Source organism: Capnocytophaga sp. oral taxon 338 str. F0234 (assembly GCF_000192225.1).
In the GTDB taxonomy this organism is placed as follows: Bacteria; Bacteroidota; Bacteroidia; order Flavobacteriales; family Flavobacteriaceae; genus Capnocytophaga.
In genome coordinates this window covers 1,366,356-1,380,737 of the sequence record NZ_GL872413.1, presented here as the reverse complement: position 1 = coordinate 1,380,737, position 14,382 = coordinate 1,366,356, and the positions used below count along the sequence as shown (strand labels likewise).

The window sequence follows — 14,382 nt, the reverse complement described above, 5'->3', positions numbered from 1 at the left end:
GTTATTATTCTTCATTTTAAAATTAGTCATTAATCATTAAAAAATTGTACCTTTGCCCTCAAAATATGTTATTATGAAAAAGGAAAATACCAAAGAGACTTTTAAGGTAGAAGACATAGTGGAAATGTTGCCTAATCTAACATTACTCAAAGAATGGATTAAAGGGAAAATTATAAAGGTACGACAAAATCCTTTCATGGGTACAGAAATAGCTATCAAAGATGATTTAGGACGTATTTCCTTTGGAGAAAAAGAATTTTCTAAGTCTATTTTATAGCCCATCAGAAATAGTTTGCGAGAAATTAGCATGAGCAGGCGTAGGGGCAAATGGCAATTTGCCCTTAAAAGTGATTTCACTCATTTTATATTTTGTAAAGAAAAAAGCAATAAATCAATAAAAAATTACACAAATATATGTTACTAATTAAGTTTGGAGGCTCCTCGGTGGGGTCAGTGGAAAATTTGCAACGTGTAGTGCAGATTGCAAAAAAACAAACAGAACCTTTTATCATGGTGGTTTCCGCCTTTTCTGGGGTTACCAATACTCTACAATCCTTAGGGGAAAATGCCTTAAAAAACACGTGTCAGCCTATTCTTGAAGCACTTAAGGAAAGGCATATCACTATGGCAAAATCGCTCTTGCATATTAACAAACAAACTAATGCATTAGTACATATCGGAAAAACAATACTCACCCTTGAAAATCTGTGTAATAGTATCTGTACCTTGGGGGAACTCTCCGAGCGTACCAAGGCGCGTATTATGGCGCAGGGCGAACTACTCTCTGCTTTTATTATCTGCGAATACCTCAACCAAGAGAGTGTACATGTTGGCTACTTACCTTCAGAAAAATATATTGTAGCTGAGGGTGATCCGCTCAATGCGGTAGTGGATTTCCCTCAAACGCAAAAGCGTATGCAGCAGATAGATACATCGGTCTCTTATATCGCCCCTGGCTATATCGCCGCTAACCCTACGGGGGAATTGGTGGTACTGGGCAGGGGAGGATCGGATTATACAGCGTCCATCTATGGCTATTGCTTAGGAGCCAAGCAAGTAGAACTCTGGAGCGATGTCAATGGTATGCAAAATGCTAACCCTAAGTTGGTTAAGAATACCAAAGTAATCTCCCAAATGAGCTACGAAGAGGCTTTTGAGATGGCCTATTTCGGAGCCAAAGTGATCTACCCTCCTGCTATTCGTCCTGCTATGGAAAAGAAGATTCCTGTGCTGTTACTCAATACGTTATCGCCCGAAGAAAAGGGTACTCGTATCCATGTGGCTACCCAAGGACATACCGATAAAGTGTTAGGCGTCTCTACCCTGAGTGACATCAGTATGATTACCATTTCAGGAATTGGGCTAGCAGGTACCAAGGGAAGTGCCCGCCGTGTCTTCCAAGCCCTCGAACAGGCCGATGTGAATGTGATTCTCATCACCCAGAGTTGCTCCGAACAGAGTATCTGTTTCGGAATCAAAACCAGTGACGCCAAGAGTGCCAAAGAGGCCTTGGAACATGAATTTGCCCAAGAAATAGGCTCCCTCATCAATCCTATAGAACGTACCGATAACCACGTAATTTTAGCCCTTATCGGGGACAATATGAATCACCAAACAGGCCTTAGTGGTAAGGTATTCAGTGCCTTGGGTGCCAATGGGGTTAATATTCAGGCTATTGCTCAGGGGGCGTCCGAACGCAATATCTCTGTAGTGATTGATGCTCGTGATGAACACAAGGCAGTCAATGTGGTACATGAGCGTCTCTTTCAAGAGGTCATCAAGCGGGTACACCTCTTTATCATAGGGGTAGGAAATGTGGGCGGACAGTTTATTGATATTGTCTATAAACAACAGGAATACTTTCGTAAGCAACACAAAGTGGATTTACGGGTAGTCATGATTGCCAATTCCCATCAATATGTGTTCAATGATAATGGATTACCCCAGGAGGCTCTTACGACTCTTTCTTCAGATAAGGCTTCCGATTACCCCTCTCCTACAGCTTTGGCAGAACTAATTATCACAACCAATAGGCGCAATAGTATCGTGGTGGATAACACCGCTTCGGCTGAGATTGCGGCACTCTACCCCTTACTGATTCGCAAGTCTATTTCAGTGGTTACCTGTAACAAAATTGCAGGAAGTGCACCCTTGCAGCAATATACGACACTTATGGAGCTGGTCAAAAACCAAAATTGTGATTTCCAATACGAAACTTCTGTAGGGGCTGCCTTACCAATTATTAAAACCCTACAGAACCTACTGCTTAGTGGAGATACTATCCACCGTATTGATGCAGTAGTCTCCGGTAGTCTGAACTTTATTTTTAATCATTACAACGCCACTACACCTTTCGTAGAAATTGTAAAACAAGCCCAAAAGGAAGGATATACTGAACCTGACCCTCGTATAGATCTCAGTGGCTTGGATGTAATCCGTAAAATCCTGATCCTCTCTCGTGAGGCAGGTTATCGTAAGGAAATGAGCGAAGTAGTCTTTGAAAGTTTCCTTCCTGAAAAATCCTTAGAAACGCCTTCGGTAGAGGGTTTCTATGAGGTACTCGAAAAGAATGAGGGTTTCTTCCAAGACCTCTATTACAAAGCAAAGGACAAGGGCGCTAAACTCAATGTAGTAGCTCAACTTTTGGAAGGAGACATCAAAGTTTCTTTACAGGAAATACTTCCTAATAGTCCTTTCTATCAATTGAATGGTAAGGATAATATTGTTGCTTTTTATACTGATATGTATCCTATCGAACCGCTCGTCATCAAGGGTGCAGGAGCAGGTGCCAAAGTAACTGCTAGTGGGGTACTTTCCGATGTAATGTATGTAGCTAATAAACAAAAATAATTGAAATTCTATGAATCAATCGCTTAGAAAAGCAAATCCTATACAAGAGACCGTCTGTGGTTTCGCTCCTGCTACTATTGCTAATGTGAATGTAGGCTTTGATGTCTTAGGCATCTCTCTCTCCTCAGTAGGTGACAAAGTAGAAGTAACTCCTAATGATTGTAGACAAAATAAGATTACTTTTATAGAAAGTACCACTCCCCTACCCTATGAGGTAGAAAAGAATTCCTGTACAGTAGTTATTCAAGCCATGCAGGAGAGAATAGAAAATCCCGTATATGTAGATGTTCGCATCCGCAAAGGTTTTTCCTCAGGCAGTGGTTTAGGCTCCAGCAGTGCCAGCAGTGCCGCTGCGGCTTTCGCCTATAATACCCTGATGGGTAGTCCCTTCACCTTGGAAGAACTCTTACCCTTTGCAGCTGAAGGAGAGCGTGCTGCTTGTGGGTCAGCACATTATGACAATGTCTCCCCCGCAATTCTGGGAGGAATTGTACTTTTGTATCAGAACAAACCTATACGTCTGCCCTTGCCTAAGGGCTTACATGCGGTGTCCTTCTTCCCTAATATAGAGGTCAATACCGCCTCAGCACGCAGTATCGTCTCCCGACATGTATCCTTAGATATTGTCTCCAAACAAGTATCTGCCATGGGGGCTTTTGTAAGTGGTTTATATAAAGAGGACTACGAACTGCTTAGAAAAGCCACCAAAGACTTTCTAGTAGAGCCTTCTCGAAAGATACTTATTCCTTATTTTGATGAAATGAAGGAAGCTACCCTTGCCGCGGGAGGAATCACTTTTGGTATCTCTGGATCAGGTCCTTCTGTTTTTGCCCTTGCCGAGTCCCACACTATAGCCGATCGTATTCTCACTGAGCTACACAAAATCTATGCAGGACAAGGCATAAAAACTCTTTCCTTTATTGAAGATTTAGCCAATGGCAAAGGCTGTAGAATCACAAAATTCAATGATTAATGTTCCCACGCTAGTGCGAGTATCAATTTCACTTGGGGGTGGAATTAGCAAATAAGAAAAAAATAGATTTTCTTCTTGCAGGTTTAGAAAAATGTTGTAACTTTGCACCCGCAAAATCGCCGGTATAGCTCAGTTGGCCAGAGCACGTGATTTGTAATCTCGGGGTCGTGGGTTCGAATCCCTCTACCGGCTCTAATAGCTGTCAGCTCTCTGGCAGCTTTTTTCTTTTTCTTTTCCAAAGGGGAAAATTGAATAATTAATCATTGACAATTAATCATTAAAAATAATGTCTATTTCAAAAAAAGAAACCAAGCGTATAACGGTACAAACGCTACAGGCTATGAAAGCTAAAGGAGAAAAAATCACTATGCTTACGGCATACGATTATACTATGGCTAAGATTATTGACGGGGCTGGTATTGACATCATCTTGGTAGGTGATTCTGCAGCTAATGTAATGGCAGGATATGAGACTACCCTACCGATGACTTTGGATGCTATGATATACCATGCTTCTGCCGTGGCACGTGCCTGCTCTCATGCTTTGGTGGTTGCCGATTTGCCTTTTGGTACTTACCAGTCCGACCCTCAACGTGCTTTGGACTCTGCCATCCGTATGATGAAAGAAAGTGGTGCACAAGCTGTGAAACTTGAGGGCGGACGAGAAATCGGTGAGGGTATTCGCCGTATCTTGGATGCTGGTATCCCTGTGATAGGTCACTTAGGACTTACACCTCAGTCTATCAATAAGTTCGGAGGGTATGGACTTCGTGCCAAAGAACAGGCAGAAGCTCAAAAACTCAAGGAAGATGCTCATTACCTACAAGAATTGGGCTGCTCTGCCATCGTCTTGGAAAAAATCCCTGCTGCTTTAGCTAAAGAGGTTACTCAGAGCCTTTCAGTGCCTACTATCGGAATTGGAGCAGGCCACGAGGTAGATGGGCAAGTGCTTGTATCTCAAGACTTTTTCGGTATGTTTGTGGATTACAAGCCCAAGTTTGTACGCCAATACCTCAACCTACATGAGCTAATGACAGGAGCGGTAAGCCAATATATTACCGATGTAAAGGCACAAACGTTCCCTAACGAAAGCGAACAGTACTAAGGGAATGAAGACAACCCCACAGAACCTACAAGTGCTTTACGAAGATAACCACTTGATAGCCATTAACAAAAGAGCAGGGGATATCGTCCAAGGAGATAAAACGGGCGATATCCCCTTAAGTGAGATAGTAAAGGAATATTTGGTCAAGAAATACAATAAGCCCGGTGATGCTTATCTGGGAGTAGTACATCGCTTAGACAGACCCACTACAGGTATTGTTCTCTTCGCTAAAACTTCTAAGGCTCTTCCCCGACTCAATGCTGCCTTTGCTACCAAAGAAGAAGTTTGCAAACGTTATTGGGCTTTGGTGGAGAAAAAAACTATCCCTGCCGAGGGTACTCTTACGCACTTTTTGGTGCGCAATACCTCTCAGAATAAGTCCTATGCCTATCAAACAGAAAAGCCACAGTCCCAGAAAGCGGTGCTTACTTATAAGGTTTTGGCTACTCTTACCCATTATCTGTTAGTGGAAATTAATCTGCTTACAGGTCGTCATCACCAGATACGCGCCCAGTTTGCCGCTTTAGGCTGTCCTCTCAAAGGGGATCTCAAGTATGGTGCCAAGCGTAGTAATCCTGATGGGAGTATCTGCCTACATGCACGAACTTTAGAACTGCTCCATCCTATAAAAAAAGAACCCCTCAGCATCACCGCTCCCCTACCTGAATCCTTCAATAACTTATTAAAAAAAATAATATCAGACTTATTATAGAATAACAAAGAAAGGAGAACTTACCTTAGCCTTTCAAAAATTACTTCTTAACATATTAATCAGTATCAATCGAGGTATCTTTACAATATTAGTATAGATTAGAATCTTACAAAGTTATTTATAGAGTAAAGTTTTAATTTTGAAAAACTTCATAATATGCTGCTCAATATTGAAAATAAATGCTCTATTTCCTTCTTTGTATTGAAACTATGCAAGCAAATCCTTAATCGTTCTTCACCTTTAGGGACTGTAGGCGAAAGGATAGGCTTAATTCCCAACCCTTTTTCCTGTAAAGTACAAGCCAACTGTCCTACACGTTCGTTGCCAGGAATTATAAGTCCCTGTATAGCCGATTGAGAACAAATGAACTGAACTTCTTTATTTATAGCATTAAATTCTCGGACTTTCTTCATAAAAAAGGTAATATTCTGTTGTAACTTCTCTTTTTCTTCTAATTCTGGTAAAAGCAAATAAGATGCTAATATAGTAGCTATATTCCCAGGAGAAGGAGCTGTCGTATATATAAACGAACGTGCAAAGTTTATTAGATAATCTATTACTATTTGATCTGCTAAGACTATCGCTCCATGGGCTCCCATTGCTTTTCCAAAGGTAATAAGACGCAAGAGGATATGCTTTTCTATTCCTAATTTTTGACAAAGACCTTCTCCTTTTTCTCCGAAAACACCTACTGAATGAGCTTCATCTACAATTAGATAGGCATTATATTTCTTAGCTAAGATAACCATAGCTTCCAAGTCGGGAATATCTCCATCCATAGAGAAAACGGCTTCTGTAGCAATATAAAGCGTAATATCTTGATTAGAAAATTTTTTTAACTTTTCCTCTAAATCAATTAAGGAATTATGTTTAAACTTAAAATGTTGAGCTTTACTTAATTGCAATCCGTCACGTATAGAAGCATGTATATACTGATCATATAGGACAATATCTCCTTTTTGCGGAATAGAAGAGAATATTCCTAAATTGGCATCATATCCAGAATTAAAAATTAATCCTTTAGGAGCATTATGATAATTGGCTATCACACTTTCAGCATTTTCTATCAAATCATAATTTCCAGAGAGTAATCGAGATCCGGTACTCCCATTTTTCCAAGAGAAGGAAGTCAATAAGTTTAGGGCATATTCTTTAACCATAGGGTTACGAGCCAGTCCTAAATAATCATTGGAATAAAAGTCAGTATTATAATTCTTTAGAGACAAACTACGGAAAGTATTTATTTGTTTGCGTGACTTAAGTGCATCTTCAAGTGTTTTCGGTATTGATGAATACATTATTTTTTTATATTAAGAACTGTTTTTTCTATAATGACCGTGGTAATCCATGCCCAAAGAGCAGGTAAAATCCATGATAAGCCATATTCATGAAAGGGAAAAGGTATCTCTATAACATGAATATCTAACTGTTCTAAGAAAATAGGAATTGAGGTAAGAAAAGTTACAACACTTACCATTCTAAACACATGTTTAGAAGCTAGATAAGAAGGGAGTAAATGTAAAAAAATGAGTACAATCACTGTAGGATAGAAAAGAACCAATACAGGATAGGCTATTTTTATAATAAAATCCACTCCAAAAGGTGCAATAATAGCACTATAGATGCATAAAACAGTTACAAATATCCTATAAGTATGTTCATCCCCACGAGTAAGTGCTTTAAAAAAATCTGCTCCTCCTGTAATAATCCCCACAGCCGTAGTAAAACAAGAGATACTTACGGCTATACTTAGTAACAATCCTCCCATACTTCCCAAGACATGCTTAGTTATAAGCGATAACAGAAGGACTCGCTGGTTTACCTCAAGAAAATTTCCTCCTTGTGAAGCACCCGTGTAGATAAATCCTGTATAGGTAATAAAAAGAAGTAATCCACTCCCCATTCCTGCATAAATAGTCAGGTGTTTTATTTGTCTCTTATCCAAAGAATTATCAAGAAATAAAGAAGCTGTAATTACTCCTCCTATGATAATAGATGCCATTGCATCATAAGTTTGATATCCCTCCAAAAGTCCTTGTCCAAAAGGTTTATCAAAAGAAGATATTTCCACCTCACCTTGCAGAAAAATAGCTCTTATTATTAGTAATAATATAACACCTATCATAATAGGTGTTAGGTACTTCCCCAATACGTCCAATACTTTATTTCTTTGATAACAAAGATACCCTACCAAAAAGAAATAAATAATATAAAACAGATACATAAGCCAAGAGGGAATTTCTCCATCAAAGGAAGCTGAAATCATCTCATAACTAACCGAAGCTGTTCGTGGCATAGGAAATACAAGGCATATCCCATAGAGTAAGCCCCCCAATAGCACTCCTACAAAAGGATGTATTTTCCTGCCAAAATCCAATACAGAACCCCGCAGGCGTGCCTGTACAAATATCCCTAAAATAGGAATCAGTACAGCAGAAATACAAAAACCTATAGAGACTAATAACCAGTGCTCTCCAGCTAACTTTCCTAAGTAGGGAGGCAATATAAAATTACCTGCTCCAAAGAAAATAGAGAACATGGCAAAAGAGGTAACAATAATGCGTACAAAAGATAATCTCATTTTTACATTTTTAAATTAAGAATTCTTTTTTAATACTTCACTTTAATATAGTGGTTCTCCATTGAGGTCTGTAGTGAGAGCAGTAGTCATAAAGTCATAAAAAGGACGCATAGCTATAAAAGTATCTATTACTTGTTTAGAAAAATTATCCTTAAACACTTCTTCTGAGGAAAAATCTCTCTTGAGGAGGAACTGTTTTTTTCTTAAATAGGCAATCATCGGGTCATCCTTGCTAAACCCTTTAGGAGCAGTTTTTACCTCATCTCCAAAGAGTTGTCCATCAAAATACTTCACTATAGGAGCTGAGTTCATAATCTGTGAGAAAATTTCTCCATCCACAGATATTTCTTGACGAATACGTAAGAGATCTTTAGGTTCTGGATTAAAAAATCCTCCTCCGGCAAAGCTTCTTTCAGGACTTATATGTAGATAATATCCTCCCCTATACTTAGGCTGCTCCCTCCCAAAGTACAGTCCAAAATGTGTTTTGTAAGGAGGTTTATCCTTAGAAAAGCGTAAGTCATTATATATACGATATATCTTAATAGCACCTAAATGATCATGTTTTTGCATTTCTGAATAAATATCCCTAAAGAAACTTTCTGCTTGATCCTTTGCTTGTTCATAATCTTTCTTATTATTGACAAACCATTCACGGTTATTATTTACAGCCAATTCAGAAAGAAAAGAAAATATATTATTTGTTAATTTTGTTAATTTTTCCATGATACTTTTAATGTATAAGCGAATTTACTTATTAAAGCGCAAAGATACAATTTTTTTGATACAAACATAAAATTATTTCTAAATTATTTCTATCTTTGCAACGTTTTAATAAATTGTATAGAATGGAAACCAACCGCCAGAAAAAAATAGCTGGGCTTCTACAGGAGGATTTAGGAGATATATTAGGGCGTGCCGTACAAGCAGGCGGGCTGACAAATCTTATTATATCCGTTACCAAGGTAGCTGTCACTGTGGATTTGACTCTTGCTAAAGTATATATTAGTGTATTTCCCAATGAACGAGGTGTAGAGATTCTATCGGCTATACAGTCCAATAATTCTCAGATAAAGCATGAAGTAGCCCAACGAACACGCTATCAACTAAGGAAAATGCCGGATCTTAGCTTCTTTTTAGATGATTCTTTAGAATACCTTTCTCAGATAGAACATTCTCTCAAAGGAGAAGAGAACCCTATAGAACACCCTGAATTGCTTATCAAACGTAAAAAATCATAGCCTCTTGAAAGCCTCTCTCTTTATCGCTTGGCGATATGTGCGTTCTAAAAGTTCGCAGAATGTAATTAATATCATCAATCGTATGTCCATCTTCGTACTGATCGTAGGAGGGGCTTCACTAATGATTGTTTTGGCAGGTTTTTCGGGCTTGAGAACCTTTAGCATGTCTTTTTCTAACTTCTTTGACCCTGACCTAAAAATATTTCCTAAGAGCGGAAAAACATTCACCTTTTCTCCTGATAAGGAAAAAGCCCTTACAGAAAGTGGAGTCGTTGCCTATTATAGCAAAGTATTGGAAGAAAGAGTATTCCTTAACAGCAGAGGTAAAAACTATATTGCCTATATCAAGGGAGTAGATGAAAACTATCCTAAGGTAAATGCTGTAGATAGTATCTTAGTTATCAGTCCAAAGGATTGGCTCCTAAATGATGATTATGTAGTGGTGGGAAACATTATTGCTGAGACTCTGAATTTGGGACTCTTCACCAGTACCACTCCTCTACAAATTATTGTTCCTAAGGCAGGTAAGGGTAGTATCACCAGCACCCCTTATAGGGAGGAAACGGTCTTACTCTCGGACTATTATCAAGTAACGGAGGACTTGGACAGCAAGTATGTGTTTGCCACTCTATCCTTAGCCCAACGTTTGACAGGGTTACAAGCAAATGAGGTGAGTGCCTTAGAAATCAAGCTCTCCAAGGGTATCTCCGCCAATGAAGGAAAGAAACATCTACAAAAGGCTTTAGGGGATTCCTTTGTGATAAAAGACCGTATGGCACTCAATGAAGACCTCTATAAGATGTTCCAAACAGAAAATTTGGCAACTTACCTGATTTTTACCTTAGTACTCATTGTAGCCTTATTTAATTTGGTAGGAGCAATTATTATGATGATTTTGGACAAACAAAAGAACTTATATACGCTCTTTGCTCTGGGAATGACCTTAAAACAAATACGGAGTATTTTCTTTCTACAAGGGACAATAGTTTCCTTATTAGGAGCTATCTTTGGCGTAGGTTTAGGAGTAGGGATTGCCTGGTTACAGCAAGTTCACCCCATGCTGTATATCAACCCCAATGCGGTCATTCCTATCCCTTATCCTATGGATATTCGCCTCTCAGAAATTATAATCGTATTTTTTACCATTCTAATACTGGGAATTATAGCCTCTGCCATAGGGGCTAGCAGAACCCAAATTAATGATTAATAAAATTAGTTTTCTATACCAAGCAAGTAAAAATAACCCTTAAATACATTACAAATGAAGAAAATCGTTTTGTTAGTAAGTAGTTTTTTCTGCTTAAGTAGCTGTGCAGATTTGCAAAGCATTATGAACAGCACCCAACAAGGAGGTGCCCTTACCTCAGTGGATATTTCCAATGGTCTGAAACAAGCCTTAGAGTTGGGGATTGTCCAAGGCGTGGATTTGCTTAGCCAAAAGGATGGTTATTATGGCAATTCACTTACTAAAATTCTTTTCCCTGAGCCTCTGCAAAAGGTAGATAAAACCCTTAGAAGTATTGGTTTGGGAAGTCTTGCCGATGAAGGGGTAAAGCTGCTCAACCGTGCTGCTGAAGATGCTGTAACCGAAGCCAAACCTATCTTTATCAATGCAGTAAAAAACCTTTCCTTTTCTGATGCTACAGCAATCCTTACAGGAGGTAAAGATGCAGCTACTCAATACTTAAAGAAAACTACTACCCAATCCCTGATACAGGCTTTTTCTCCTAAAATAAAAGCCTCTCTTAGTAAGGTAGGAGCCGATGAGGTATGGTCTAATATTATCAATAAATATAATGCTATTCCTTTAGTAACCCAAGTAAACCCCAACCTAACAAACTATGTAACAGAAAAAGCCGTAGAGGGACTTTTCTTACAAGTTGCTAAGAAAGAAGAAGATATTCGTACCAATATTAGTGCGAGAACAACTCCCTTGTTACAAAAGGTTTTTGCTAAGCAGTAAAACATATTTCTAAGCAGCAGAATAGCTAACATTATACCCTCTGAAAGTAGTCTTACTTTCAGAGGGTATTTTATGCTCTCTATAAAGCTATATTATCATTTTTGGAAACTCTCCCTTCCCCAGAAGAAAGGTGGCTCTATGTGCAAGGCTCTAAGATAAGTATATCCCTGTCCTCTATGGTGACTTTCGTTTTCTATGGCATAGAGAATCCACTGAGTAAAGCTAAAAGTCATTTGATACAGCGTTATAGGTTGGGTAAAATCCCTTATCTCTTTCCATTCTTTGTCTATCTGAGCGGTAACCTTATCCCATAAAGCTAACAGATCGGATTTCTGAGTAGGAAACTTTCCTTCTTCCAAAAATTTATGATGTTTTTCAGGGAGTATTTCGCCAAATATACCATCTGTTATTGCAATAAATTCTTCTACCATAGCAGAAAATGGACGTAGGTTAGCAATATTAAAAGTAAAGAGATCTTTTTCAGGAAAAGCCTCAATGACCTTACGGGTCAAAGCACGTACATCTTTGAAATTGGTATGCAGTGCCTCAGGAGTAAGCAATTCTTTCATGTTTATTTGTATTTATTTGTATATCAGTAATTCCATTTAGTGGTTCAGAGTATTAATCATTGTTGGCATTAATTATTAGATTAGTCCCATTTGTTACAAGTAGAAACGGCATACTTACCACCACCTGTAAAAATCAGTGCTAAGGCTGGAAATAGGAACAAGGCAGGAAGTTCAGGAGCCCAGCCTCCGTGTGGAGTAAGTTCCAAAAGCACTTCTGAATAAGCTAAGAGTAGTACAAAGCAACCCGTACCCACCATTACAAAAGCTGCCAAGCGGGTTCTATAGCCTATAGCTACCAATAAAGGAGCTACTATTTCTCCTAAGAAAACACCATAAGCGATAAACGTCGGCAGATGTTTTCCTTCTAAAAGCGACACAATATAGCCTAATGCCTCTGCGTGAATGAGTTTGTTTATTCCATGAGGAATCATCAAAAGCCCTATAGTAAGGCGAATGATAAGCAGACCTAAATCTTTATTTTTCATTGTTGTTATATTTAAAATTCGGTGCAAAGATAGTACTTTTTATTTTTTTAGCAAATGTACATTCTGATATACCTTTCTAATCTCGTCTCTTACTTCCATTAGGGCAAATCCCAACAGATTCTTACCACGCCACGCAGCTATATTTTGTGATTTCTCATTGTCTTTGCTCAAGCCTATCCCCCAAATGGTATCCATCGGACTTGCTTCTACCAATATTTTATCGCCTGTAGAGAGCAAAAAGTCCATCATTTCCTTATTCTGGGTGAATTTGTAGTAATTCCCATTCAGTACGATACTGTATTTGGCTTTGTCCCACACCTGAGGGTCAAAGTTACGCACTTTCCTACCCAAAGCTTTCATTAGCTTAGGATCGGAAGTGTTCATGATTTCTTCTTCCACCTCTTTATCACCAAACAAACGTGCTTTCTCAGCCATCATATACTGCTCAGTACAAGAATATTCATCTCCATCTATACAAAAAGATGAAGGTTGCCATTGCGAAAAACAAGATTCATCTACTACCTTGCAATTAGGCTTCCAAAAGAAGACAAACTTGAGCTTCTTAGCCGAGTTGATAAACGTTGCTTTAGAGTATTTATAAGCCCCTTTAGGCTGCCAAAAAGGAATCCCTTCGTAGTAATAATCCTCTTCATTAGGATGTCTGTCTTTCAAATCCTTATCATTTACAGCCCAATTGTTGCAGTGCCAAAAGCAAGGATACGGAAATAGTCGTTGATATTCCTGTTGTTGTGCAGAGGTAAGTGCTTCGTACCAATCCCAAAACTGATAACGGTAGTCCTCACCACCCCCCATACGCCAGCCCATAGAGAACTCAGTAAATTCAGGGTATTCAATCCACTGTGGTGGCATAAGTTTAAAATTAGGTTTCATCATCGTGTATTTTTAGTAAGTACATATTTCTTAGGGGTAGTCCCAAATTTCTTTTTAAAGGCAGCTATAAAATGACTGGGCATACTATAGCCGAGTTTCAAGGATAGTTCATTGACATTGTATTGTTCGGTAGTGAGCCATTTACGTGCCAGCTCCATTTTGTAATCAAAGAGAAAGCCATAGACGGACTCCCCATAGATCTGCTTAAAACCACTTTTGAGCTTCTTTAGGGGCAATCCCACCTCCTCTGAGAGTTCTTGCAAGGAAGGTGGTGAGGTCATGTGCCTAAGGAGTAGCTCCTTAGCCTGTCGAATCTTCTGTACATTCTCCTCACTGGAGAGAAAAGGACAAGCCTCTGTCTCAGTCTCTTGTCCTTTATTAAAATACAGGCTCAACAGCTCATATATCTTTGCCCTAAGGTACAGCGAATAGAGACTTGCAGGTAAGTGCATAGTACGTATCTGGTGCAAAATGATGAACAACTGTGGAGAGATTCCTACCAAGGTATAGTATTTCTCATGCTGACGCATAGGAGAGAGAAAATCAATTATCCCTGATTCTCCTAAAAATAACGAATGAAACCTTCCTATAGTGATAAAGATCGAAAAAAGAGTGGTTCCTGGTGCCAATCGTACCTGTAAGGGTAATATTTCCTTAGGATTATACAATAAAAGACTTTCCATTTCCTTTAGGAGCATAGAATAATTTCCTGAATGAAAAACAAAGGTTACCGCTCCCTTATCACAGAAATGAAATTGAATAAAGTTTTGCTTAATTTCTTGGGTAACCATCTGAGAATCATTACTTTCATTTTCCTTCCGTAGGACAAATATTCCTTCTTCTATTTCTCGAAAAAGTGAAGCACTTTGGTCGTTATTTTTTGTGTACATAGATAGGTGTTTTTTGCGTTTTCTTATTTAGACTTTTTCTATATTTTGATAAATAAAGAATAGTAAAATACTGACTTACAATCATTAATAAATTAAAGTGCAAAGATAGTACTTTCAGAGCA

The 14,382-nt window shown here is 38.7% G+C and carries 15 protein-coding genes and 1 tRNA gene; 9 read left to right on the top strand and 7 right to left on the bottom strand.

Going from position 1 to position 14,382, the window contains the following annotated elements:
* The first annotated feature begins 73 nt into the window (after nt 1–73).
* From HMPREF9071_RS06305 to HMPREF9071_RS06280, 6 genes are all read left to right on the top strand, one after another.
* Nucleotides 74–277, top strand: coding sequence for a hypothetical protein (locus tag HMPREF9071_RS06305; RefSeq protein ID WP_009745765.1), 204 nt, complete (start codon nt 74–76; stop codon nt 275–277).
* 137 nt (nt 278–414) lie between these two features.
* On the top strand, nt 415–2,850 hold the full coding sequence (gene thrA / locus HMPREF9071_RS06300; protein WP_009745764.1) for a bifunctional aspartate kinase/homoserine dehydrogenase I: 2,436 nt from the start codon (nt 415–417) through the stop codon (nt 2,848–2,850).
* A gap of 10 nt (nt 2,851–2,860) precedes the next feature.
* Entirely contained in the window at nt 2,861–3,823 is a 963-nt protein-coding gene (locus tag HMPREF9071_RS06295; protein ID WP_009745763.1) for a homoserine kinase, read from the top strand.
* A 118-nt stretch (nt 3,824–3,941) separates the two neighbouring features.
* Nucleotides 3,942–4,015, top strand: a tRNA-Thr gene (locus HMPREF9071_RS06290).
* A gap of 94 nt (nt 4,016–4,109) precedes the next feature.
* Nucleotides 4,110–4,928, top strand: coding sequence for a 3-methyl-2-oxobutanoate hydroxymethyltransferase (panB, locus tag HMPREF9071_RS06285; protein WP_009745762.1), 819 nt, complete (start codon nt 4,110–4,112; stop codon nt 4,926–4,928).
* 4 nt (nt 4,929–4,932) lie between these two features.
* Nucleotides 4,933–5,640, top strand: a complete 708-nt coding sequence (locus HMPREF9071_RS06280) for an RluA family pseudouridine synthase (RefSeq protein WP_009745761.1) — start codon at nt 4,933–4,935, stop codon at nt 5,638–5,640.
* Nucleotides 5,641–5,789: 149 nt separating this feature from the next.
* Here HMPREF9071_RS06280 and HMPREF9071_RS06275 read toward each other — a convergent pair whose 3' ends face one another.
* Genes HMPREF9071_RS06275 through HMPREF9071_RS06265 form a run of 3 tightly spaced genes read right to left on the bottom strand, consistent with a single transcriptional unit; the run spans nt 5,790 to nt 8,947 of the window.
* A complete protein-coding gene (locus tag HMPREF9071_RS06275; RefSeq protein ID WP_009745760.1) occupies nt 5,790–6,938 on the bottom strand; it encodes an 8-amino-7-oxononanoate synthase in 1,149 nt (382 codons plus the stop codon).
* Nucleotides 6,938–8,221, bottom strand: a complete 1,284-nt coding sequence (gene brnQ / locus HMPREF9071_RS06270; RefSeq protein WP_009745759.1) for a branched-chain amino acid transport system II carrier protein — start codon at nt 8,219–8,221, stop codon at nt 6,938–6,940. The genes HMPREF9071_RS06275 and brnQ overlap by 1 nt, the downstream gene beginning before the upstream one ends.
* A gap of 42 nt (nt 8,222–8,263) precedes the next feature.
* A complete protein-coding gene (locus HMPREF9071_RS06265) occupies nt 8,264–8,947 on the bottom strand; it encodes a DUF2461 domain-containing protein (protein ID WP_009745758.1) in 684 nt (227 codons plus the stop codon).
* Between the two features lie 122 nt (nt 8,948–9,069).
* Here HMPREF9071_RS06265 and rbfA point away from each other — a divergent pair, with 122 nt between their 5' ends.
* Genes rbfA through HMPREF9071_RS06250 form a run of 3 tightly spaced genes read left to right on the top strand, consistent with a single transcriptional unit; the run spans nt 9,070 to nt 11,425 of the window.
* A complete protein-coding gene (gene rbfA, locus HMPREF9071_RS06260; RefSeq protein WP_009745757.1) occupies nt 9,070–9,462 on the top strand; it encodes a 30S ribosome-binding factor RbfA in 393 nt (130 codons plus the stop codon).
* Nucleotides 9,463–9,466: 4 nt separating this feature from the next.
* Entirely contained in the window at nt 9,467–10,669 is a 1,203-nt protein-coding gene (locus HMPREF9071_RS06255) for an ABC transporter permease (protein WP_009745756.1), read from the top strand.
* 54 nt (nt 10,670–10,723) lie between these two features.
* Nucleotides 10,724–11,425, top strand: a complete 702-nt coding sequence (locus HMPREF9071_RS06250; protein WP_040358055.1) for a DUF4197 domain-containing protein — start codon at nt 10,724–10,726, stop codon at nt 11,423–11,425.
* Nucleotides 11,426–11,520: 95 nt separating this feature from the next.
* Here HMPREF9071_RS06250 and HMPREF9071_RS06245 read toward each other — a convergent pair whose 3' ends face one another.
* From HMPREF9071_RS06245 to HMPREF9071_RS06230, 4 genes are all read right to left on the bottom strand, one after another.
* On the bottom strand, nt 11,521–11,994 hold the full coding sequence (locus HMPREF9071_RS06245; protein WP_009745754.1) for a DinB family protein: 474 nt from the start codon (nt 11,992–11,994) through the stop codon (nt 11,521–11,523).
* Nucleotides 11,995–12,074: 80 nt separating this feature from the next.
* Nucleotides 12,075–12,479 carry a DoxX family protein gene (locus tag HMPREF9071_RS06240; protein ID WP_009745753.1) on the bottom strand — a complete coding sequence of 135 codons (405 nt, stop codon included), beginning with the start codon at nt 12,477–12,479 and terminating at the stop codon, nt 12,075–12,077.
* Nucleotides 12,480–12,518: 39 nt separating this feature from the next.
* Nucleotides 12,519–13,373, bottom strand: a complete 855-nt coding sequence (locus tag HMPREF9071_RS06235) for an NADAR family protein (RefSeq protein WP_009745752.1) — start codon at nt 13,371–13,373, stop codon at nt 12,519–12,521.
* Nucleotides 13,370–14,260: an AraC family transcriptional regulator gene (locus HMPREF9071_RS06230; protein ID WP_009745751.1), complete on the bottom strand. Its 891-nt coding sequence runs from the start codon at nt 14,258–14,260 to the stop codon at nt 13,370–13,372. Before HMPREF9071_RS06230 ends, HMPREF9071_RS06235 begins: the two co-directional genes overlap by 4 nt.
* Nucleotides 14,261–14,382 lie beyond the last annotated feature (122 nt).

Coding starts and splice junctions, on each gene's coding strand:
- HMPREF9071_RS06280 (WP_009745761.1), top strand. CDS start 4,933: ATGAAGACAACCCCACAGAACCTACAAGTGCTTTACGAAGATAACCAC.
- HMPREF9071_RS06230 (WP_009745751.1), bottom strand. CDS start 14,260: ATGTACACAAAAAATAACGACCAAAGTGCTTCACTTTTTCGAGAAATA.
- HMPREF9071_RS06275 (WP_009745760.1), bottom strand. CDS start 6,938: ATGTATTCATCAATACCGAAAACACTTGAAGATGCACTTAAGTCACGC.
- HMPREF9071_RS06250 (WP_040358055.1), top strand. CDS start 10,724: ATGAAGAAAATCGTTTTGTTAGTAAGTAGTTTTTTCTGCTTAAGTAGC.
- HMPREF9071_RS06240 (WP_009745753.1), bottom strand. CDS start 12,479: ATGAAAAATAAAGATTTAGGTCTGCTTATCATTCGCCTTACTATAGGG.
- HMPREF9071_RS06305 (WP_009745765.1), top strand. CDS start 74: ATGAAAAAGGAAAATACCAAAGAGACTTTTAAGGTAGAAGACATAGTG.
- panB (WP_009745762.1), top strand. CDS start 4,110: ATGTCTATTTCAAAAAAAGAAACCAAGCGTATAACGGTACAAACGCTA.
- brnQ (WP_009745759.1), bottom strand. CDS start 8,221: ATGAGATTATCTTTTGTACGCATTATTGTTACCTCTTTTGCCATGTTC.
- thrA (WP_009745764.1), top strand. CDS start 415: ATGTTACTAATTAAGTTTGGAGGCTCCTCGGTGGGGTCAGTGGAAAAT.
- HMPREF9071_RS06265 (WP_009745758.1), bottom strand. CDS start 8,947: ATGGAAAAATTAACAAAATTAACAAATAATATATTTTCTTTTCTTTCT.
- HMPREF9071_RS06295 (WP_009745763.1), top strand. CDS start 2,861: ATGAATCAATCGCTTAGAAAAGCAAATCCTATACAAGAGACCGTCTGT.
- HMPREF9071_RS06235 (WP_009745752.1), bottom strand. CDS start 13,373: ATGATGAAACCTAATTTTAAACTTATGCCACCACAGTGGATTGAATAC.
- rbfA (WP_009745757.1), top strand. CDS start 9,070: ATGGAAACCAACCGCCAGAAAAAAATAGCTGGGCTTCTACAGGAGGAT.
- HMPREF9071_RS06245 (WP_009745754.1), bottom strand. CDS start 11,994: ATGAAAGAATTGCTTACTCCTGAGGCACTGCATACCAATTTCAAAGAT.